Origin of the sequence: Polaribacter sp. Z014, from assembly GCF_023555435.1 — a bacterium.
Lineage (GTDB): Bacteria > Bacteroidota > Bacteroidia > Flavobacteriales > Flavobacteriaceae > Polaribacter.
This window is the reverse complement of the sequence record NZ_JALCZP010000007.1, coordinates 92589-113053: the sequence shown is the minus strand read 5'-3', so window position 1 is coordinate 113053 and position 20465 is coordinate 92589. Positions and strand designations below refer to the sequence as shown.

17 protein-coding genes and 1 riboswitch are annotated in these 20465 nt (G+C 29.5%); of the genes, 10 read left to right on the top strand and 7 right to left on the bottom strand.

What is annotated here, in order from left to right:
• The first annotated feature begins 1 nt into the window (after position 1).
• The gene (locus MPF19_RS10620; RefSeq protein ID WP_249988212.1) at positions 2 to 514 is read left to right on the top strand and encodes a DUF7935 family protein; all 513 of its coding nucleotides are present in this window, start codon (positions 2 to 4) and stop codon (positions 512 to 514) included.
• A gap of 76 nt (positions 515 to 590) precedes the next feature.
• On the opposite strand, the gene MPF19_RS10615 is transcribed toward MPF19_RS10620, so the two are convergent.
• Both MPF19_RS10615 and MPF19_RS10610 read right to left on the bottom strand, forming a co-directional pair.
• Entirely contained in the window at positions 591 to 1676 is a 1086-nt protein-coding gene (locus MPF19_RS10615; RefSeq protein WP_249988211.1) for a YncE family protein, read from the bottom strand.
• A 5-nt stretch (positions 1677 to 1681) separates the two neighbouring features.
• A complete protein-coding gene (locus tag MPF19_RS10610; RefSeq protein WP_249988210.1) occupies positions 1682 to 3559 on the bottom strand; it encodes a TonB-dependent receptor plug domain-containing protein in 1878 nt (625 codons plus the stop codon).
• A 30-nt stretch (positions 3560 to 3589) separates the two neighbouring features.
• Positions 3590 to 3809, bottom strand: a riboswitch (cobalamin riboswitch).
• A 298-nt stretch (positions 3810 to 4107) separates the two neighbouring features.
• On the opposite strand from MPF19_RS10610, the gene MPF19_RS10605 reads away from it, so the two are divergent.
• The 8 genes from MPF19_RS10605 to MPF19_RS10570 all read left to right on the top strand — a co-directional run bounded on the left by MPF19_RS10605 (position 4108) and on the right by MPF19_RS10570 (position 10929).
• Entirely contained in the window at positions 4108 to 4611 is a 504-nt protein-coding gene (locus MPF19_RS10605) for a bifunctional adenosylcobinamide kinase/adenosylcobinamide-phosphate guanylyltransferase (RefSeq protein WP_249988209.1), read from the top strand.
• Positions 4612 to 4614: 3 nt separating this feature from the next.
• Positions 4615 to 5652 carry a nicotinate-nucleotide--dimethylbenzimidazole phosphoribosyltransferase gene (gene cobT / locus MPF19_RS10600; RefSeq protein WP_249988208.1) on the top strand — a complete coding sequence of 346 codons (1038 nt, stop codon included), beginning with the start codon at positions 4615 to 4617 and terminating at the stop codon, positions 5650 to 5652.
• A 13-nt stretch (positions 5653 to 5665) separates the two neighbouring features.
• Entirely contained in the window at positions 5666 to 6433 is a 768-nt protein-coding gene (locus MPF19_RS10595; protein ID WP_249988207.1) for an adenosylcobinamide-GDP ribazoletransferase, read from the top strand.
• A complete protein-coding gene (gene cobC / locus MPF19_RS10590) occupies positions 6418 to 6945 on the top strand; it encodes an alpha-ribazole phosphatase (RefSeq protein ID WP_249988206.1) in 528 nt (175 codons plus the stop codon). The genes MPF19_RS10595 and cobC overlap by 16 nt, the downstream gene beginning before the upstream one ends.
• A 1-nt stretch (position 6946) precedes the next feature.
• Entirely contained in the window at positions 6947 to 8059 is a 1113-nt protein-coding gene (locus MPF19_RS10585) for an ABC transporter substrate-binding protein (protein ID WP_249988205.1), read from the top strand.
• Positions 8060 to 8088: 29 nt separating this feature from the next.
• Positions 8089 to 8649 (top strand): cobalamin adenosyltransferase family protein, encoded by a 561-nt coding sequence (locus MPF19_RS10580; RefSeq protein WP_249988204.1) that lies wholly within the window; start codon positions 8089 to 8091, stop codon positions 8647 to 8649.
• A gap of 112 nt (positions 8650 to 8761) precedes the next feature.
• Complete coding sequence (locus tag MPF19_RS10575) at positions 8762 to 9799, top strand: GMP reductase (RefSeq protein ID WP_249988203.1); 1038 nt, start codon at positions 8762 to 8764, stop codon at positions 9797 to 9799.
• The gene (locus MPF19_RS10570; protein WP_249988202.1) at positions 9799 to 10929 is read left to right on the top strand and encodes an ABC transporter substrate-binding protein; all 1131 of its coding nucleotides are present in this window, start codon (positions 9799 to 9801) and stop codon (positions 10927 to 10929) included. The genes MPF19_RS10575 and MPF19_RS10570 overlap by 1 nt, the downstream gene beginning before the upstream one ends.
• Positions 10930 to 11076: 147 nt before the next feature.
• Here MPF19_RS10570 and MPF19_RS10565 read toward each other — a convergent pair whose 3' ends face one another.
• The 5 genes from MPF19_RS10565 to MPF19_RS10545 form a co-directional block, all read right to left on the bottom strand.
• Positions 11077 to 12396, bottom strand: a complete 1320-nt coding sequence (locus tag MPF19_RS10565; RefSeq protein ID WP_249988201.1) for a LuxR C-terminal-related transcriptional regulator — start codon at positions 12394 to 12396, stop codon at positions 11077 to 11079.
• 15 nt (positions 12397 to 12411) lie between these two features.
• Positions 12412 to 13149 carry an aspartate/glutamate racemase family protein gene (locus MPF19_RS10560; RefSeq protein ID WP_249988200.1) on the bottom strand — a complete coding sequence of 246 codons (738 nt, stop codon included), beginning with the start codon at positions 13147 to 13149 and terminating at the stop codon, positions 12412 to 12414.
• 45 nt (positions 13150 to 13194) lie between these two features.
• Positions 13195 to 15948 (bottom strand): DNA gyrase/topoisomerase IV subunit A, encoded by a 2754-nt coding sequence (locus MPF19_RS10555; RefSeq protein WP_203392348.1) that lies wholly within the window; start codon positions 15946 to 15948, stop codon positions 13195 to 13197.
• Between the two features lie 145 nt (positions 15949 to 16093).
• Positions 16094 to 16636, bottom strand: a complete 543-nt coding sequence (locus tag MPF19_RS10550) for an ORF6N domain-containing protein (RefSeq protein WP_249988199.1) — start codon at positions 16634 to 16636, stop codon at positions 16094 to 16096.
• A 368-nt stretch (positions 16637 to 17004) separates the two neighbouring features.
• On the bottom strand, positions 17005 to 18873 hold the full coding sequence (locus MPF19_RS10545) for a DNA topoisomerase IV subunit B (protein WP_203392347.1): 1869 nt from the start codon (positions 18871 to 18873) through the stop codon (positions 17005 to 17007).
• A 302-nt stretch (positions 18874 to 19175) separates the two neighbouring features.
• On the opposite strand from MPF19_RS10545, the gene lysA reads away from it, so the two are divergent.
• The gene (lysA, locus tag MPF19_RS10540) at positions 19176 to 20423 is read left to right on the top strand and encodes a diaminopimelate decarboxylase (RefSeq protein ID WP_203392346.1); all 1248 of its coding nucleotides are present in this window, start codon (positions 19176 to 19178) and stop codon (positions 20421 to 20423) included.
• Positions 20424 to 20465 lie beyond the last annotated feature (42 nt).

Below are 20465 nucleotides of genomic sequence, written 5' to 3'. Positions count from 1 at the left end.
TATGGGAGATAAATTCATAGAAAGTATTGTGTATATTTTACCTGCTGCCGTTACAGGTTTGGTTGCTTATTATATATTTAACAGATTGATAATAAAGCAAAATTCTGATGATAAAATAGCGCTTTTATCACAAATAAAAAAAGAAGCTTTACCTATAAAATTACAAGCCTACGAGCGTATGTTGTTGTTTTGCGAGCGTATGAATCCTGTTAAAATGTTGGTTAGAATTAAACCACTAACAGAAGATACTCAAGATTATTTACAATTATTGATTGCAAATATAGATCAAGAATTTGAACATAATTTAGTACAGCAAATGTATATTACAGATGATACCTGGACAGCAGTTGTAGCTACAAAAAATACGATTATTAATAAATTAAGACAAGTAGCAGAAACTGCAAAAACAGCTAATGAATTGCGTGAAAAAGTGATTGTAGATTACTCTAAAACCTTACCACCGACCGACACTGCCATTAGTTTTATTAAGAATGAAGTAAAAAAATTATTATAATCAAAAAACTCCATTTGTTTAAATTTCTTAAACAAACAGAGCTTTTCTTCTTCCCTTTTTCTAATGCTATTCTTTCTTAATTAAAGTATATTTTTGAAGCACCTAAGCCTACTGGTGCAGTGTAAATTTCTTCTTTTGTAGATAAATCTGTAACGATTAATTTACTTAAAGCTGTAAAGCTATAACTTGTGGTAAACAACTTATTATCTTTAACCGCCATACCATAAATACTACCTGTATTTATACCAGATGTTGCTAAAGCAGTAGCAGACTCATCAATAGAATATAAAGTGCTATCAGCACCTTTGTAATAGTATATAGTACCGTTTTCATAAGACATTAAAGATGCTTTTTCCTGATCAGCGAACTCTATTTGATTTGTAACAGTTTTTGTTGATGTGTTGATGAAAGAAATTGAAGAAGTAGTTCTACCTATAACAGACCAATCTGTTGTATCATAAATCGTATTCCCCTCACATAAAACAATTAAATTACCTGAATTATCTACAATAATTTCATCTGGATTATCATTTACTTCAATTTCAGTAACTGTATTTCCTGCGGATAAATCTACCACAGAAACAATATTATTAGAAGAATATGCTCCTGTATGAGTTACATATAACTTATTGTTACTAGCTACTATTTGTTCTACACCATAACTTAAAGAAATCGTTGAAGCTTCTAACGTATTTGTAGATAAATCAATAACAGCTAAATAATCATCATTTGCAGTATAAGTAGTTGCCCCCCAATTAGTAACATACCCTTTTCCATTAGAAATTGCCATGTATCTAGGGTTTGCTAAACCTGTATTAATTTCTGTAATTTTCTTAAAAGTATATCTATCTGCAACAATAATTGTATTCACATCATTTAAAATAATATAAGCTTCTGTATCTGAAAAAGCTATAGATTGTATTAGGCCACCTAATTGAGCATTATTTACTCCTGTGTATATAAAATTTGTTGCCAATCTATTTAAATTCTCATTTACATAAGAAATAGAACCATCTTTACTTTTGAAACTACCTTCTGCACTAACAATAATTCCGTCTTTATAATTACCTGTTATTTCTGGGAATTCTTCATCATTATTTGAACATGATGTAAAAACTAAACTAAGTACGAATAGTTTAAAAATTGATTTTGTAATCTTCATTTGTATTAAAATTTATAGTTTAAATTAATGTTATAATTTCTTCCTGGCATAGGACGTAAATTTGAAAAATAATACACATTATTAAATATATTATTAACTTTAAAACCTATTTTTATTGTATTTTTTTGATTTTCAAACACCTTAAAATCACTACCAAAATTAGAGACATTTAAAGAATTTAAGGAGTAAAAATCGATATTAATTTCATTTGTATAAACTTTACTTTGATATAAATGCTGGATAAAAAAAGAGATTTTTTTATACTCATAATCTAAGTTGAAATTTAACAGATGTATAGGCGCATAAGGCAGAAAGGTATCCGTTTCTTTATTTTTTGCTAACGTAAATGTATAATTGGTAGAAAAATTAAAAGAATGCTTATTAATTTTTTTTGATAATTTTATAGCCGTTTCAACTCCACTATGTGTAACATCGCCTACATTTCTGGGTCTCCATAAATTAGACGCTGCGGTTGGCAACCATAAAATCTTATTTTTTAAATGAATATAGAAAAGTGAAGAAGTAATTTCTATATTCTTTTTCTTAAAAGTAGCACCCAATTCTCCCTGAACAGACTCTTCTGGTATTAAATCTAAATTACCAACCACTGGCCAATACAATTCATTAAAAGTTGGTATTCTATAATTAGTAGATAGATTTGCTTTTAACAATAAATTATCTGTAATTTCTTGTTCTGCAGCAAGATAAACTAATAAAGGAACTTTAAAATCTGAATTAGATTCTTTTCTAAAGTTAATTGCTGTTGTTAATTTATCCGTAGGTTTGTAGGTGACTTTTGCCAAGGCTGCAAAAAATGTTCTACTTTTTGATAAAATATCATTTGTTGTTCCTATGTTTTCATCATAAATAAGAGAAGTAGACAGTTTTAAATAATTAGAAAAACGATACTTTAAATTATAATTAATATTATAGTTTTTTGATTTTCCAAAAACAAAATCTGTAGCATTTTTGTCATCATAATAAAGATATTCTTGTGTTAAATAAGCTATGTTTACAGTTTGTGTAAAATTAGAAAAATAAGATGTCCATTTTAATAAATTTCTTTGGTTAAAATCTTCATTTCTTTCACTTCCTGCTGCAGGATTTGGTAATCCGTCAGAGAATAAACGATCTCCATAATAGCCGGTTGTATAAAAGTAAAGTTTGTTTTTGTTAGAGAATTTATATCCTAAACTAAAGTTAACTCCATAATTTTTATAAACTCCATTTTCATTTTTTAATAAACTTCCATCACTCTTTTTATAACGAGTATCTATAAACGTATAATCGTTATCAGAATAGTTTAAAGTTGCTGCAAATTTTACGGCCCATTTTCCTGTTCCAACATTTGCTTTAAAGAAATTAGAAGTAGTATTAAAACTACCGTAAGAAGAAAATAAATTAAAATCTTTATGTTTTTTAAACGATAAATTATCATTTAAATGCACCGTACCACCAATAGCTCCAGAACCATAATCTACACTTCCTCCTCCACTATTAACAACAATTTCATCTGAAATACTTGCGGATAATGAGTTAAAATCTGTTTGTCCGCTTCCCATTGCATTAATAGAAATTCCGTTCCATAAAACAGCAGTATTAGATGCCGACGTACCTCTAAAACGCGCAGTACTTATACCTCCGTTTCCATAATCTCTAAAAGAAATGGGACTGTTATATCTTAATAAATTAGTGAAATTTATAGGATTTTTAATAATTTGAATAGTTCCTATTTCTATTTTTTTTTGGCCAATTACTTTATTTTTTTGCTCTTTTTTAGTTACAACAACAACTTCCTTCAAAACAGTTCTTATAGAATCATTTTGAGCTAAAACAGCCTGTGTAATAATAAAAAAGAATGTAAAAAATAAGTGTTTTTTCATAATCCGTTTAACCTTTATCCCGAAAGTTTTAATTTTTCAAAAATCTAGGCAGGTCTCCTGGCTTGTTTTTATGTTACTATACCTTCCCAACATACGTCTGTCAGTGGTAAAAGACTTAATAACATCCTTAAATAAGGTACTGAAATAAATTCAGCATAAACTTACAGTTGCGGGAACAGCTTCGGTATTTAACCGAATTCCCTTTTAATTTGTTCCCAAAAAGAACAAAACCCTAATTTTTGTCAAATGTAGAATATTTTTAAGTATTAAAAACTAATATTTTGTCATTTATAAGCTAATTCTTTAGCTCTCTAAAAACGCTAGGAAATAACATTTTAGCTAAACAATCTATTCTATTTAGCAAAACGTTCTAAAAAAAACTGTACTCTCATAAAAAGAGGCAATAAATATTAGTACATATAATTTATAACGAGGCAACTTGCCTTTTTAAGAAAAGTTAGTTGTTAGTATTTAAAGATAATTCCATTAGATATTCTTTCCTTTTTAAAAAAATGTTTACAACCTTTGTGTTTATATATTTTAAAATTATGATTCATTATATTTCTGGAGGAGAAAGATCTGGTAAAAGTAGTTACGCTCAAAAAATGGCGGAAGACATTTCTAAAACACCTTTTTATTTGGCAACTTCTAGAATTTGGGATGACGATTTTAAACGAAGGGTAGAAAGGCATATTTCTGATAGAGATGAACGATGGACCACCATTGAAGAAGAAAAAAACATTAGCTCCGTTATTTCGAAAAACACAACCGTTGTAATAGACTGCGTTACTTTATGGCTTACTAATTTTTATGTTGACACCAATTATGACACGCAAGAATGTTTAAAATTAGCCAAACAAGAAATAGAAAAACTTACAGAAATAGATGCTAATATTATTATTATTTCTAACGAAATTGGCATGGGACTGCATGCTACAACAGAATCTGGAAGAAAATTCACAGAACTACAAGGTTGGGTAAATCAATTTATTGCAAAAAAAGCGAACAAAGCGACTTTTATGGTCTCTGGATTACCACTAAAATTAAAATAACATATGACTTCAAAAATTACAGCACTTTCTAAAGAAATGCAAACAGCCCTCCAAAAAAAAATAGATTTTAAAACAAAACCTATAGGTTCTTTAGGTTTGTTAGAAACGATTGCTATTAAAATAGGAAGCATTCAAAATACACTAACTCCAAAAATTACAGAACCAACTATTATTGTATTTGCAGGAGATCATGGTATTTCAAAATCAAAAGGTGTTAGTCCATATCCACAAGAAGTAACACAGCAAATGGTGTTTAACTTTTTAAATGGAGGTGCTGCAATTAACGTTTTTTGTAAACAAAATAAGATCAATTTAAAAATTATTGATGCTGGTGTAAATGCCGATTTTGATAAAAGTGATGCATTAATTTCTGCTAAAATAGCAAAAGGAACAAAAGACTTCTCTATAGAAAAAGCCATGACAATGGCACAATGTAATTTAGCTTTAGAAAAAGGAAAAGAAATTGTAAACACATCTTTTCAAAAAAACTGTAATACCATTGGTTTTGGAGAAATGGGAATTGGAAATACTTCTTCTGCAGCGCTTTTAATGAGTTATTTTACAGCGATTGGTATTGACGATTGTGTTGGAAAAGGAACAGGTTTAAATGATGAAGGTCTTCAAGAAAAAAAGACAATTTTAAAAAAAGTTTACCAAAAACACATCATAAATATAGACGCACCAACTGATGCACTCGCCACTTTTGGAGGTTTCGAAATTGTAATGATTGCAGGTGCAATTTTAGAAGCTGCTGCTTTAAAAATGACTATTTTAATAGACGGCTTTATTGTAACTTCTGCCTTGTTGGCAGCTCATGCAATTGATAAAAATGTATTAGATTATTGTATTTTTACACATTCTTCCGGAGAACAAGGTCATCAAAAAATATTAAATTTCTTAAAGGTAAAACCTGTTTTAAATTTAGGTTTACGTTTAGGAGAAGGAACAGGAGCTGCAGTTGCACTGCCTATTATTCAATCTTCGGTGCTATTTTTAAACGAAATGGCCACTTTTGAAAGTGCCAATATTAGTGAAGCTTAAGTTTTAAAAATCCATGAAAAAAGAAGTCCATTATTTTTTAACTGCCATATTATTTTTTACCAGAATACCTTGCCCAAAATGGGTAGGGCATTCATCGGAAATGCTAAATAAAAGTAACCGTTACTTTTCTTTAGTGGGTATTTTAGTAGGATCTATTGCTGCTTTGGTTTACTATTTGGCAACGTTTCTTTTTACTCCAGAAATTTCTATTATTTTAAGTATGATTTCTTCTATTTGGGCAACTGGAGCTTTTCATGAAGACGGTTTTGCCGATTCTTGCGATGGTTTTGGAGGTGGCTGGACCAAAGAAAAAATCTTACTAATCATGAAAGATTCCAGATTAGGCACTTTTGGAGTTATTGGATTATTTTCAATTCTTTTATTAAAATTTTCAGCAATACAAGCACTTAGTTCATCTACTATAAACATTCCATTACTTATTATTTCTGGTCATGCCATTAGCCGTTTTATTGCTACTATCCTACTCTACACGCATCCGTATGTAAGAGATATTGAAACTTCTAAAATAAAGCCGACAACAACACAAATGAGTACAAAATCTTTAGTGATTTCTTGCTTTTTTGGAGTTTTACCACTTTTCTTTTTCCAAAATTACAGAGTATTTCTATGTCTTATACCTTTATTAATAACGTATTGGTATGTAGCTCGTTTTTTTAAGAAATGGATTGGCGGACAAACAGGAGATTGTGCGGGTGCTTTGCAACAAGTTGCAGAAGTTGTTTTTTATCTTTTTATACTTGTTTTATGGAGATTATATTAATTAGACATACAACTCCCAAAATAGCAAAAGGAATTTGCTACGGACAAGCTGATATTGATGTTACTGATACTTTTTTAGAGGAAATTAAACCTATTTTAAAGAAAGTTTCTACTTATGATGCTGAAACTGTTTATTATAGTAGTCCACTTAAAAGATGTAAAAAGCTAGCCGAAAAACTTTCAAATAAAGTTCTTTTTGATGATCGTTTAAAAGAGTTAAATTTTGGAGATTGGGAACTACAAAACTGGAACGATATCAATAAAACTGAATTAGATATTTGGATGAATGACTTTGTAAAGGTTGCTGTAACAAAGGGTGAATCATATTTAGATTTACATGCTAGAACTATAAATTTTCTTTTAGAAATAAGCCAGCAAAAACACAAAAAGGTTGTTATTATAACGCATGCAGGTGTTATGAGAAGTTTGCATTCTTTTATCAATAAAATCCCTTTAGAAAAATCTTTTGATTTAAAATTACAATACGCACAAGTTTTAGAAATAAATTATTAAAATGAAACATCTTTTAGCTTTCTTAATTATAAATAGTCTCTTCTTTTCTTGTCAAAAAAAAGCAAATCAAACAACAGTAAAAAGAACGCTAAAAAGTAACATAAAGTATGCTAAAGGTTTTGATATAATTACAATAGGTAATCAGAAAAAATTAGTCATAAAAAAACCGTATCAAAACTCTAAAGAAGAATTTACCTACCTACTTGGCGATAAAATGGATCTTAGTAAAAATGAATTAAAAATTCCTATTAAAAACATCGTGGTAACTAGTACTACCCATATATCAATGTTAGAACAAATTGGAGCAGAAAAATTTTTAACCGGATTTCCTCAAACAAAGTTTATTTCTTCAGAAAAAACTAGAAAACGTATTGCTGAAGGTAAGATTGTTGAGTTAGGTAGTGAACGATCTATGAACACAGAAAAACTACTAGAATTAGCACCAAATCTCGTCATTGGTTTTGGCTTAAATGGAAATAACAAAACATATAAAACGATTATGAGAAACGGAATTCCCGTTATTTATAATGGAGATTGGTTAGAAGACACTCCTTTAGGTCGTGCAGAATGGATTAAGTTTTTTGGTGTTTTATTCAACAAAGAAAAAGAAGCAGACAGTATTTTTAACGTCATTGAATCTAATTATTTAGCAGTGAAAAAAATAGCTTTAAAATCAAAAACTATTCCCACTATTATTTCTGGTAATTTATTTAAAGACACCTGGTATATGCCAGCTGGTAAAAGTTTTATTGCTACTTATTTTAAAGATGCCAACACAAATTATATATGGAAAAACACAAAAGGAAATGGTAGTTTACCTTTAAGTATAGAAAGCGTTTTAGACAAGGGGAAAGATGCTGATTTTTGGATTGGTTGTGGTTTATTTGAAAGCAGAGAAGAAATGATAAAATCTAATCAATCTTACAATTCTTTTAATACTTTTAAGAATAAAAACGTGTATACCTATGCCACTAATAAAGGAATAACGGGCGGACTTATTTACTTTGAAAAAGCTCCTGTAAGACCAGATTTACTTTTAAAAGACATTATAAAAATTACGCACCCAAATTTGTTACCAAATTATAACTTAACTTTCTTCGCAAAAATGAACTAAATTAAGCTTCTATAAAAACAATAATTTTAATGAAAAAATTACGTCCAAAATCTAACATAGATGAGCTTTGTTATCCTTTTATATATGAAGATTCTTCTCTTTGCGATTACGAAATAGAAACAGATCAACTAACTCGTTCAGTAGCTTGGGCTATTGACGAACTCTCTGTTTTAATCTTAAATTACCCTAATAGCGAAGAATTAAAAAAATTAGAAAAAGAATTGAACTGGTTATTACCTCTTTGCTACCATCTTAATGGTTCTATAAGAGGGAAATTGGCTATTACAGAAAATGATCATCAACAATTATTAGATCATTATAGAAAGATGAAGTTAATAGTTGAAGATACTATTTCTGGTTTTGTTTTACCCGGAGGAAAATCTCCTGTAGGTATTTTGAATCAGTGTTCTTCACTTTCAAAGAAGGCCGTTAGATTAATGGTAATGATACACAATAATGAAAACAAAGAAGTTGCAGATATTTTACCAAAATTCGCAAATTTACTTTGTAACTATTTTTTTACAGCAACTATTCTAATCAATAAAGTAACTGGTTTTAAAGAAATACCTTTTGTTAGTAAGAGTTATTAATTTATAATAAAATTACATTTCATTTTTATTCGATTTAAACTGATTTCCATCAATAATCTAATAAAACCATTTTCAAATTTAATACCTTTATCACTTAACAATTTTGATAGAGATGAGAATAGAAAATGAATTAAAATTAGGTTTTAAAGATGTTATGATTCGTCCTAAACGATCTACACTAAAATCGCGTTCGCAAGTAAGTTTAGAAAGAACATTTACTTTTTTACATAGTGATGTTGTTTGGTCAGGAATACCAATTATGGCTGCAAATATGGATACCGTAGGTACTTTTGAAATGGCAAAAGCGCTTGCAAAACATGGTCTTTTTACCGCAATTCATAAACATTACACTATTGAAGAGTGGAGAAATTTTGCCGCAAAAACGGATAAAAAAACATTAAATAATATTGCCGTTAGTACAGGAACTGGAAAAGAAGATTCGGAAAAAGTAAAGCAGATTTTATCTGAATTTCCTCAAATTAATTTTATTTGTGTTGATGTTGCCAACGGTTATTCTGAACATTTTGTGAATTTTGTTCAAAAAATGCGTAAAAATCACCCTAAAAAAGTAATTATTGCAGGGAATGTAGTGACAGGTGAAATGGTAGAAGAATTATTGTTAGCTGGAGCAGATATTATAAAAGTTGGTATTGGACCTGGTTCTGTTTGTACTACGCGTGTAAAAACCGGAGTTGGTTATCCGCAACTTTCTGCTATCATAGAATGTGCAGATGCTGCTCACGGAATGGGCGGTCAAATTATTTCTGATGGAGGTTGTAAAATTCCTGGAGACCTTTCTAAAGCTTTTGGAGGTAGTGCAGATTTTGTAATGTTAGGTGGTATGCTTGCTGGTCATGAAGAAAGTGGTGGTGAATTGATCGAAAATAATGGTAAAAAATTCAAAGCTTTTTACGGAATGAGCTCTACAACTGCCATGAATAAACATGTTGGTGGCGTTGCTAATTACAGAGCTTCGGAAGGAAAAACGGTTGAAGTTCCTTTTAGAGGAAATGTAGATGATACCATTATAGATATTTTAGGCGGAATTAGATCTACATGTACCTATGTTGGTGCAAGCAGATTAAAAGAATTGACGAAAAGAACTACTTTTATTAGAGTGCAAGAACAAGAAAATCAAGTATATTCTTAATGAAAAATTTAAATTTTATTCTTGTTTTATTCTTTTTAACGTTAACGATTTCTTGTAAAAAAGAAATCGTTAACATTCATAAAAACTCACAATCCGAAAGTAGTATTAAATATGCTAAAGGGTTTGATATTATTGATGATCATGGTCTTAAAAAGTTGATTATCAAATCTGCTTATCAAAAATCTAAAGAAGTTTCTGAATATATTATTAAAAACAAATCCGGAAATAGTTCCTCATTAAAAGACACCATCTATACTCCTATTCAAAAAATTGTGGTTACATCTACAACTCATATTCCTATGGTTGAGTTGTTAAATGAAGAAACTTCAATTATTGGTTTTCCGTATACTAAATATGTTTCATCAGAAAAAACAAGACAGTTAATTGATGCTGGTAAAATAACTGAAATTGGTAAAGAAAGTTCTTTAAATACAGAAATTTTGCTTGACCTGCAACCAGAATTGGTTGTTGGTTATAGTGTTTCTTCTTTGGATAAAAGTTTGACAACCGTTAAAAGAGCTGGTATAAATGTAATTTATAATGGAGATTGGTTAGAAGAAACACCGTTAGGAAGAGCCGAATGGATTAAATTTTTTGGCGTTCTTTTTAATAAAGAAAAACAGGCTGACAGTATTTTTAAAGTAATTGAAACAAATTATTTGGAAGCAAAAAATATCGCTCTAAAATCAACAAAAAAGCCTACTATTTTATCAGGTGCTATCATGAGTAAAGACATTTGGAATTTACCCGCCGGAGAAAGTTTTGTTGCTCAATTTTTTAAAGATGCAAATCTTAACTACTTATGGAAAAATACTAAGGGAAAAGGAAGTTTATCTTTAAGTTTTGAAAGTATTTTTGATAAGGGACAAAATGCTGATTATTGGATATCTCCTGGTTATTTTTCTACAAAAGAACAGCTATTACAAAGCAATCAAATTTATACTGAATTCAATGCCTTTAAAAATGGTGAGATTTATACCTCTACCACTAAAAAAGGTAAAACTGGTGGCATCATTTATTTTGAGTTAGCAGCAACAAGACCCGATTTAGTTTTAAAAGATATTATAAAAATTACAAATCCAGATTTGTTACCTAATTATGAAATGACATTTTTTGAAAAAATGAAATAAAAAAAACCTTCAGTATTTCTACTGAAGGTCTTTATACTTAAAAATTTTGGGGGAATTTTATATATCAAAAGTAATATAAATATTACATAATTCTAATTATTTTAGGGGTAGTATTTGGGTAGTATTTGGGTGGTTTCCCTTAAATCACTAGGTTTTTGTGAATTTTTTAATGGTTAATGCTTCTTTTCTATTTTTGATATCTAATTTTAAGTAAATATTTTTTACATGAAATTTAACTGTATTTACAGAGATGTTTACTTCCTCTGCTATTTCTTTATTTGATTTCCCCGATACAATTAAATCAAAAATTTCTCTTTCTCTAATACTTAAGTTTTCTAAACTTTCTGTTAAAGGAACTTCCTCTTCTGGTTTTATAAGTTTTTTTAATTCTTTAGAATACCTTATAATTTCATTCTTCATATAAAAATTATATTTTCTTAAATCTTTCTCTCTATACAATACCCCAAATGATAATACTATAATTTGCACAAAGCCCCCTATTTTTAAATTGGTGGGATTACTTTCAAACAATGAAATTCCCAAGTTTTTTAAAACAAAAAAATCAAAACCACTAAACAATAAGAATACATATGAAAATACAAAGAGTTTAGTATGCTTATTTCTTTTAAAAAGTAAAACACCTAAAAACCAATAAAGAAATAAAAATAGTAGTGTTAAAATGCTTAGTATGGTATAAAGTACATTAATTTTTAAAAAATAAAATAAGATTACAAATAACACAATATTAAAAAATAAAAAAAAAGTATACTTTTTAACGGTAGGGAAATTTTTATCTAACATCAAAAAACTATTCCCAAATTTTAATGAACTAAAGCTCAGTAAAATGTAATCTAATAAGATTAAAAGTTCTATATTTTTTGCATCCACATTAAATAAATTTAATGATCCATCAAATACTACAAAACTAAAAGAGATACAGATAAGTAAAAAAGCATGATATAAAAAAGCAATATCTTTAAAAAAGTAAAAATAACTAATACTAAAAAGTATTACTAAAAATGCAGCACCGTAATAAAAACCATTAAGTATTAGCAGTAATTTTTCTCGAAATAAAGAAGCTTCCTCTTTTTGCAGCACTACAGGATAATAAGAACTAAAATTAGAATTCGTTTTTATATATATTGGATATTTTCTTGAAAATTTAAAGGATACATATCTTTGATTACTTAATTTCTTAACTTCTTTTAAATTCTGATATGCATGAACATTATTAGCTCTTATGCTATTTATTCGAAAAATATAGTTTAAATAAGTTGAACTTGCAGGTACTTTAAACCAATAAGTGGCCTTAGAATTTGGTTCTAAAATCTGTTTTTTTAATAGTTTAAATTCTTCTTTATCAATATTTTTATAAGTAAAATTATTGTTTGAATCTTTGTAATAATAAACCTCCGATTGCGAAAAGATATTTCCCACAAAAAATAGTAATAGTAAAGTAAACTTCATGTAAAATACTGCCGATTATTGTTGCTGTTGCTGTTGTTGTTGTTGTTGTTGTTGTTGTTGCTTATGTTTAGTTGAGAAATTAAAAGCAGCAGTAGCATGAATTGTAGTGGTATCAAAAACGGGTACAGAAACATCTTTTTGATGAATCAATAAAGGAATTTCTGTACAACCTAAAATAACACCTTCTGCACCATTCTTAATCAATCTATTTATAATTTTCAAATACTTTTCTTTTGAGACTGGATTGAGAACTCCAATAGCAAGTTCTTCATATATTACATTATGTATAATATCTCTTTCTGCTACATTAGGAATGATCGTTTCTATACCAAAAGAAGTTAAAATATCAATAAAAAAATCTTTCTCCATGGTATATTTTGTTCCTAATAAAACAACCTTTTTTATTTTCTTTTCAATTATTTTTTTTGAAGTTGCTTCGGCAATATGAATAACAGGAATAGAAACCACTTTTTTAACGGCTTCTATACACAAATGCATAGTATTTGCACAGATAAGAATACAAGATGCTCCAGCTTTTTCTAAACTTTTACCAGTTTCAGCCATTAACAGCTCTAACAAATCCCACCGATTCTCTTTGAGAAGTTTCTCTATTTTGCCAAAATCAAAAGAACTAATAATTACTTCTGCAGAATGAGCCTTACCTAAATTTTTAGCATTCAATTCATTTAAAATTCGATAATATAAAATGGTAGATTCCGGAGTAATTCCTCCAATTAATCCTATTTTCTTCATTCTTATTAATTTATTCTTTAAAAGTAACTTTTAACCCTTCATAATTTAAAACAACTTCGTCTGGTTTTCATCATCTATTTTCTTCTGTTCTGCCTTTTTTCTTGCTATCGATTTCTGTAAAGCTATTTTTGCTTTTTCCTCTGCAGAAAGTTCTTCTAAAATAGGTTTTTTAGTTTCCGGTATAGGTATGTCAATTGGCAATTCGTTTTCTACAACTTCTTCATCAACCACCTCTATTTCTTCGGGCGTTTCTTCTATAGGTTCTTCAAAAGGCAAAGCCTCCAATAAATTAACTTGTTTTATTTTATCTATGGATAATTGATTTCCTTGAGCTTTAATTCCTTTTACGGCAATAAATTCCTCAAAATTAACTTCTTCATTTTCTAAACTCCTTTTAGAATAAATCACCTCGGCCACAGGTCTATAATCTGTTGCTACAATTTCTAACTGACTTTTTACGTGATCAGAAATAAACTCTTCTTCTTTTTCTGTTGTTTCTATTAAAAAACGTTTTACATAATAACGTTCTTTTTCACCATCATAATAAATGGCAGAAATTGGCTTGTTTGGTTTCCATTTTTCTAAAACAATCATATCATCTTCAAAATGCATCGTTAAATTAGGTTTTACCGCTTTAGCTTTTCCACTTTGTGTAATAATCAATAATTTATCTTCTGCTCTAAATTCACCTAACAATTCTCCTCTTTCATCAACATTTAAACGTTGCACAGTATCATCAAACCAAATTTTACGAGGTTTTAAAGTAGAAACCCCTTCAGATTTAAAATCTACAGATTTAATAGAATGTTTAGTAATTAAATTCCCTCTTACAGCTCTTCCTTTTACAGCTAAATCTGCAAAATCTATATCCCATTTCAATTTTTTTACACTACCAACGGAACGTAAATTAATGGTTACCACTTCCGCTTCTCCATTTAAATTGGCCGTAAAATAATAAACAATAGAACCTTTATTTCCGTTTGTTAAATCGTATTCTTTGTCTCTAGTAACAGACATCACATTAAAACGTTTCATGTAAGACGGACCTCTTGCACCATCTCTATACATAAAATTATATACCGTTCTTTTATCCTTCTTTTTAAAGATAGCAACATATATAATATCTTTACCTACAAAGGTTTTAGAATCTATTTTAGAAACCATCATTACTCCATCTTTTCTAAAAATAATAACATCATCTATATCCGAACAATCGGTTACAAATTCGTCTCTTTTTAAAGAAGTACCAATAAAACCTTCTGCTCTATTTACATATAATTTGGCATTATTCATAGCTACTTTCGAGGCTACAATATCATCAAAAATTCTAATTTCAGTTTTACGCTCTTTTCCTTTTCCGTAAGTGTCTTTTAAACGCTTAAAATAAGTAATTGCAAATTCTATAAGGTTTGCTAAATGATCTTTAACTACCGCTATTTTCTCCTCTAAACCTTCTATAAATTGTTTTGCCTTGTCAATATCAAATTTTGATATTTTCTTAATTCTAATCTCTGTTAAACGCGTAATATCATCTACAGTAATTGCCCGTTTTAAATGTTTTATATACGGTTTTAATCCCTTGTCAATAGCTTCAATTACACCATCCCAAGTTTCTTCCTCTTCAATATCTCGGTAGATTCTGTTTTCAATAAAAATACGCTCTAAAGAAGAAAAATGCCACTGCTCTTCTAATTCGTTTAACTGAATTTCTAATTCTTTCTTTAATAAATCTACCGTTAAATCGGTAGAATGTTTTAGCATTTCAGAAACCCCAACAAAAACGGGTTTATTATCTTCAATAGTACACGCCAAAGGTGATATTGAACTCTCACAATTAGTAAAAGCATATAACGCATCAATAGATTTATCTGGCGATACATTTGGTGGTAAATGCACCAAAATTTCTACTTCTGCTGCGGTATTATCTTCAATCTTCTTTATCTTAATTTTACCTTTATCATTGGCTTTTAAAATACTATCAATTAAAGTAGTGGTGGTTGTAGAAAACGGAATTTCTGTAATAACCAACGTTTTTTTATCTAGTTGATGAATTTTAGCACGAACACGTACTTTTCCTCCACGCTTTCCATCATTATAGTGTGAAAAGTCTGCAATTCCTCCAGTTAAAAAGTCTGGAACAATTTTAAAACTTCTCCCTTTTAAATACTTTATAGAAGCATCTATTAATTCAATAAAATTATGAGGTAATATTTTTGTAGATAAACCAACTGCAATTCCCTCTGCTCCTTGCGCTAACAATAACGGAAACTTTACAGGTAAATCTATTGGCTCTCTTCTACGTCCATCATAAGACATTTTCCACTCCGTCGTTTTCGGATTAAAAACAACATCCAACGCAAACTTAGATAAACGAGCCTCAATATAACGAGAAGCCGCTGCACGGTCTCCTGTTAAAATATTCCCCCAGTTTCCTTGCATATCAATCAGCAATTCTTTCTGACCAATTTGCACCATAGCATCTGCAATAGAAGCATCACCATGCGGGTGATATTGCATGGTATGCCCAACAATATTCGCTACTTTATTGTAACGGCCATCGTCTAAATCTTTCATAGAATGCATAATTCTACGCTGCACCGGTTTCAACCCGTCTTCTAACGACGGAACCGCTCTTTCTAAAATTACATAACTAGCATAATCTAAAAACCATTCCTTGTACATTCCTGTAACTTTGGTAATAGTTTCTACAGATTCAGACTGATTCTCTAAAGATTCAGATCCATTTTCTGGAGTTGTTAATTCTTCCTCGTGTTCGTTCTCGTTAATTTCTTCACTCATTCTTTTTAAACGTTTAATTGTTTAATCGTTTAACTGTTTATTATTTTGGGCGTTACCTAAAGGTCGGGCTTTACGCTGTATCTTTTTGCAAAAAAGCAAAAAGGATGTCGCTTCAATCCCTAACGCAGCGTACTTGCCAACTATTTTAATTATCTTCTTTTTTAAATCCTATTTTGGTTCTTTCTTTTTCATCCTCTTTTTTATCCACCAATTCATCTAAATAAGAAAACACCAATTCTATATTTTTATCGTGATTATTCATTTTCTTTTTAATGTCTTCAATTTCCAATCGTAGACTTAAATGATCACTTAATAAATTACGCATTTTAGTAAATATTCTAATAATTTTAATATTTACAGTAATTGCTCTATCGCTTTTTAAAACACTAGATAACATGGCAACTCCTTGTTCTGTGAAAACCATTGGAGCATAACGCAAACCCATCTTATCAGAATTGGAGGTCGCAATTTGCGTCCTCCAATTTTCAAGCTCTTTTTTAGTCATTTCAAACATAAAATCATCAGGAAAACGATTTATATTTCGTCTTACCGCTTCTTTTAATCTTTTCGTTTCCACTTGATATAAATCCGCTAAATCTCTATCTAACATTACCTTTTGATTACGAATCAAATAGATTTTGTTAGATATAATTTCATCCGGAATTATACTTACTTCTTCTTTTTTCATTTCTTTATCTTGAAGTCACAAATTGCGACCTCAAGTTACTTTTTAGATTGGAGGTCATAAATTGTGATCTCCAATTTTAATTTTTTCTTTCTTGAGGTCACATTAACTCCTATAGTTTGGCTAAAGCCATTATTACTTTTATTTATTTAACACAGGCTAAAGCCTGTGACAATTGAAAATCATAATTAACTCTTTTTCTACCTATTGAATTGCCTATGGATTTATCCATAGGAATTTAATTACATCAATACAAAGGCTTTAGCCAAATTATTTCAATCCCTAATTACCCGCATCATAAACTAATCAAAGTCCTTTCCTAGAGCCTGCATTGAGCGGAGTCGAAATGGAAAGGATTTAGGATAGGCTTTTTATGATAAACTCTCTTCATCCTCAATAGTATCCAACTCAACTTTTAAATTCTCGATAATAAACTTCTGTCTATCTGGGGTATTTTTCCCCATATAAAACTCTAGCATTTGCTCAATAGACATTTCTTTATCTAACATTACAGGATCTAAACGAATGTCGTTTCCAATAAAATGTACAAATTCGTTTGGCGAAATCTCACCCAAACCTTTAAATCGAGTTATTTCTGGTTTTCCTCTTAATTGAGCAATAGCATCTCTTTTTTCTTCATCAGAATAACAATAGAACGTTTGTTTTTTATTTCGGACTCTAAACAACGGAGTTTCTAAAATATATAAATGTCCTTCTTTTATCAACTCAGGGAAAAATTGCAAGAAAAAGGTAATCAATAACAAACGAATGTGCATACCATCTACATCGGCATCGGTAGCAATTACAATATTGTTATATCGTAAATCTTCTAAACCATCTTCTATATTTAAAGCGGCCTGTAAAAGATTAAATTCTTCATTTTCGTATACAATTTTCTTACTTAATCCGTAAGAATTTAAAGGTTTTCCTTTTAAACTAAAAACTGCTTGTGTATTTACGTTTCTAGATTTAGTAATAGAACCAGATGCAGAATCTCCCTCTGTTATAAAAAGTGTAGACTCTAAATATGCTTCTTTTTTTGTATCTCCTAAATGTATTCTACAATCACGTAATTTTTTGTTGTGTAAACTAGATTTCTTAGCTCTGTCTTTTGCTAATTTCCGAATTCCAGAAAGTTCTTTTCGTTCTTTCTCTGCCTGAACAATTTTTCTATGTAACGCATCAGCAACATCCGTATTTCTGTGTAAGTAATTATCTAACTTCGTTTTTAAGAAATCATTAATATAAGTTCTTACGGTTGGTAACTCACCTCCCATATCTGTAGAACCTAATTTTGTTTTCGTCTGACTTTCAAAAACAGGTTCCATCACTTTAATGGCTATTGCAGAAATAATAGATTTTCTAATATCTGAAGCTTCAAAAGCTTTTCCGTAAAACTCTCTAATGGTTTTTACAATAGCTTCTCTAAACGCAGATTGATGCGTACCTCCTTGTGTAGTATGTTGCCCATTTACAAAAGAATGATATTCTTCTGAATATTGCGTTTTACTATGTGTAATGGCAACTTCTATATCATCTCCTTTTAAGTGAATTATGGGATACAACATATCATCTACATTGTTATTATCTTCCAATAAATCTTTCAGTCCGTTTTCTGAAATAAATTTTTCGCCGTTAAAAATTATGGTTAAACCTGGATTTAAATACACATAATATTTTAACATTTTAGCTACATACTCATTTCTGAATTTGTACTTCTTAAAAATTTCTTCATCCGGAATAAAAGAAACTTTAGTTCCCTTTCTACGAGATGATTCTTCTAAAAAATCTTGATTTTCTAAGTTCCCTTGGCTAAATTCTGCAGAAGCAGATTTACCATCTCTAGAAGATTCTACTCTAAAAAAAGATGAAAGGGCATTTACTGCCTTTGTACCAACACCATTTAAACCTACAGATTTTTTAAACGCTTTAGAGTCGTATTTACCTCCAGTATTCATTTTAGAAACCACGTCAACGACCTTCCCTAAAGGAATTCCACGACCATAATCTCTAACAATAACTTTACTACCATGTATAGAAATCTCAATGGTTTTACCCGCTCCCATAACATATTCGTCAATAGAATTGTCTAAAACTTCTTTTACAAGAATGTAAATTCCGTCATCTGCAGAAGAACCATCTCCTAATTTACCAATGTACATTCCCGGACGCATTCTTATATGCTCTTTCCAATCTAAAGACCTGATATTATCTTCTGTATATTTTGTTTCTTGACTCATGAAATGTCTTACTGTTATTAGGTTTGAAGCCTTGCTAAAATAGTATTAATATAGCAAAAAAGAAATAGCTTTATTAATTAGTTATTAACATGATTTTAACGATTATTTTTGTTAAATTTTACCTATTTTTTTCAAAGAAAATTAAGAATAAGCAAGTAATAAATTTACAAATTTAAAAGTAATATCATGTAACTGATTTCGTATAAAAATCACAAAAAAAAACAATATGTTATATTTTTAAACAAGTAGTTTTTAAGACAACATTTTTATTACTTTTGAAGTCTGAATTAAAATTATACAAAGTGGAAAACACACAATTAATAGAATTAGCAAATAAATACGGAAGTCCTTTATATGTTTACGATACAGATAAAATTGAATCGCAGTACAATAGATTAACAAATGCTTTTAGTAGCGTTAAAAACTTAAAGTTAAATTATGCTGTAAAAGCACTTTCTAACATTAATATTTTAAAGTTTTTTAAAAATTTAGGATCTGGTTTAGATACAGTTTCTTTTCAAGAAGTACAATTGTGTTTAACAACCGGAATTGAACCTCATGATATTATTTATACTCCAAATGGAGTTTCTTTAGATGAAATTGAGGCAGTTGCTAAGTTAGGTGTTCAAATTAATATTGACAACCTTAATATTTTAGAACAATTTGGACAAAAACATCCAAATATTCCTGTTTGTGTGCGTATTAACCCACATATTATGGCTGGTGGAAATTCTAAAATTTCCGTAGGTCATATCGATTCTAAATTTGGTATTTCAATTCACCAAGTTCCTCACATTAAACGTGTGGTGGAAAATACAGGAATGAATATCAATGGAATTCACATGCATACGGGTTCTGATATTTTAGATATTGATACTTTTTTACGTGCATCCGATATTTTATTTGATGTTGCTAAGCAATTCGAAAATATCGATTTTATCGATTTTGGAAGCGGATTTAAAGTACCTTATAAAGTAGGAGATATTTCTACAGATATAGAGCAATTAGGAATACAACTTTCCGAACGTTTTAATGGGTTTTGTAAAGAGTATGGCAAAGACATTACGTTAATGTTTGAACCTGGAAAATTCTTAGTTTCTGAAGCTGGCGTATTTTTAGCAAAAGTAAATGTTGTAAAACAAACAACTTCTACTGTTTTTGCACATGTAGATTCTGGTTTTAATCATTTGGTAAGACCAATGATGTACGATTCTTATCATCATATTACTAACATTTCTAATCCTAAAGGAAGAGATCGTTATTATTCTGTAGTTGGTTATATTTGTGAAACAGATACATTTGCCTCTAACCGAAGAATTTCAGAAATTTCTGAAGAAGATATTTTATGCTTCCACAATGCGGGTGCATATTGTTTTTCTATGGCATCTAACTACAACTCTCGCTATTTACCTGCAGAAGTTATGGTGCACAAAGGAAAAGATTACGTAATTAGAAAAAGACAAACCATAGAGGATATTTTAAACAATCAGGAAATTATTGATTTTCCTAAAGAAAGTAAAGCTTCTAAAAATCAAAAAATAGAAGCATAATATCAAATTATAAATAGTACTAAATCCACCTTTAAACTTCTG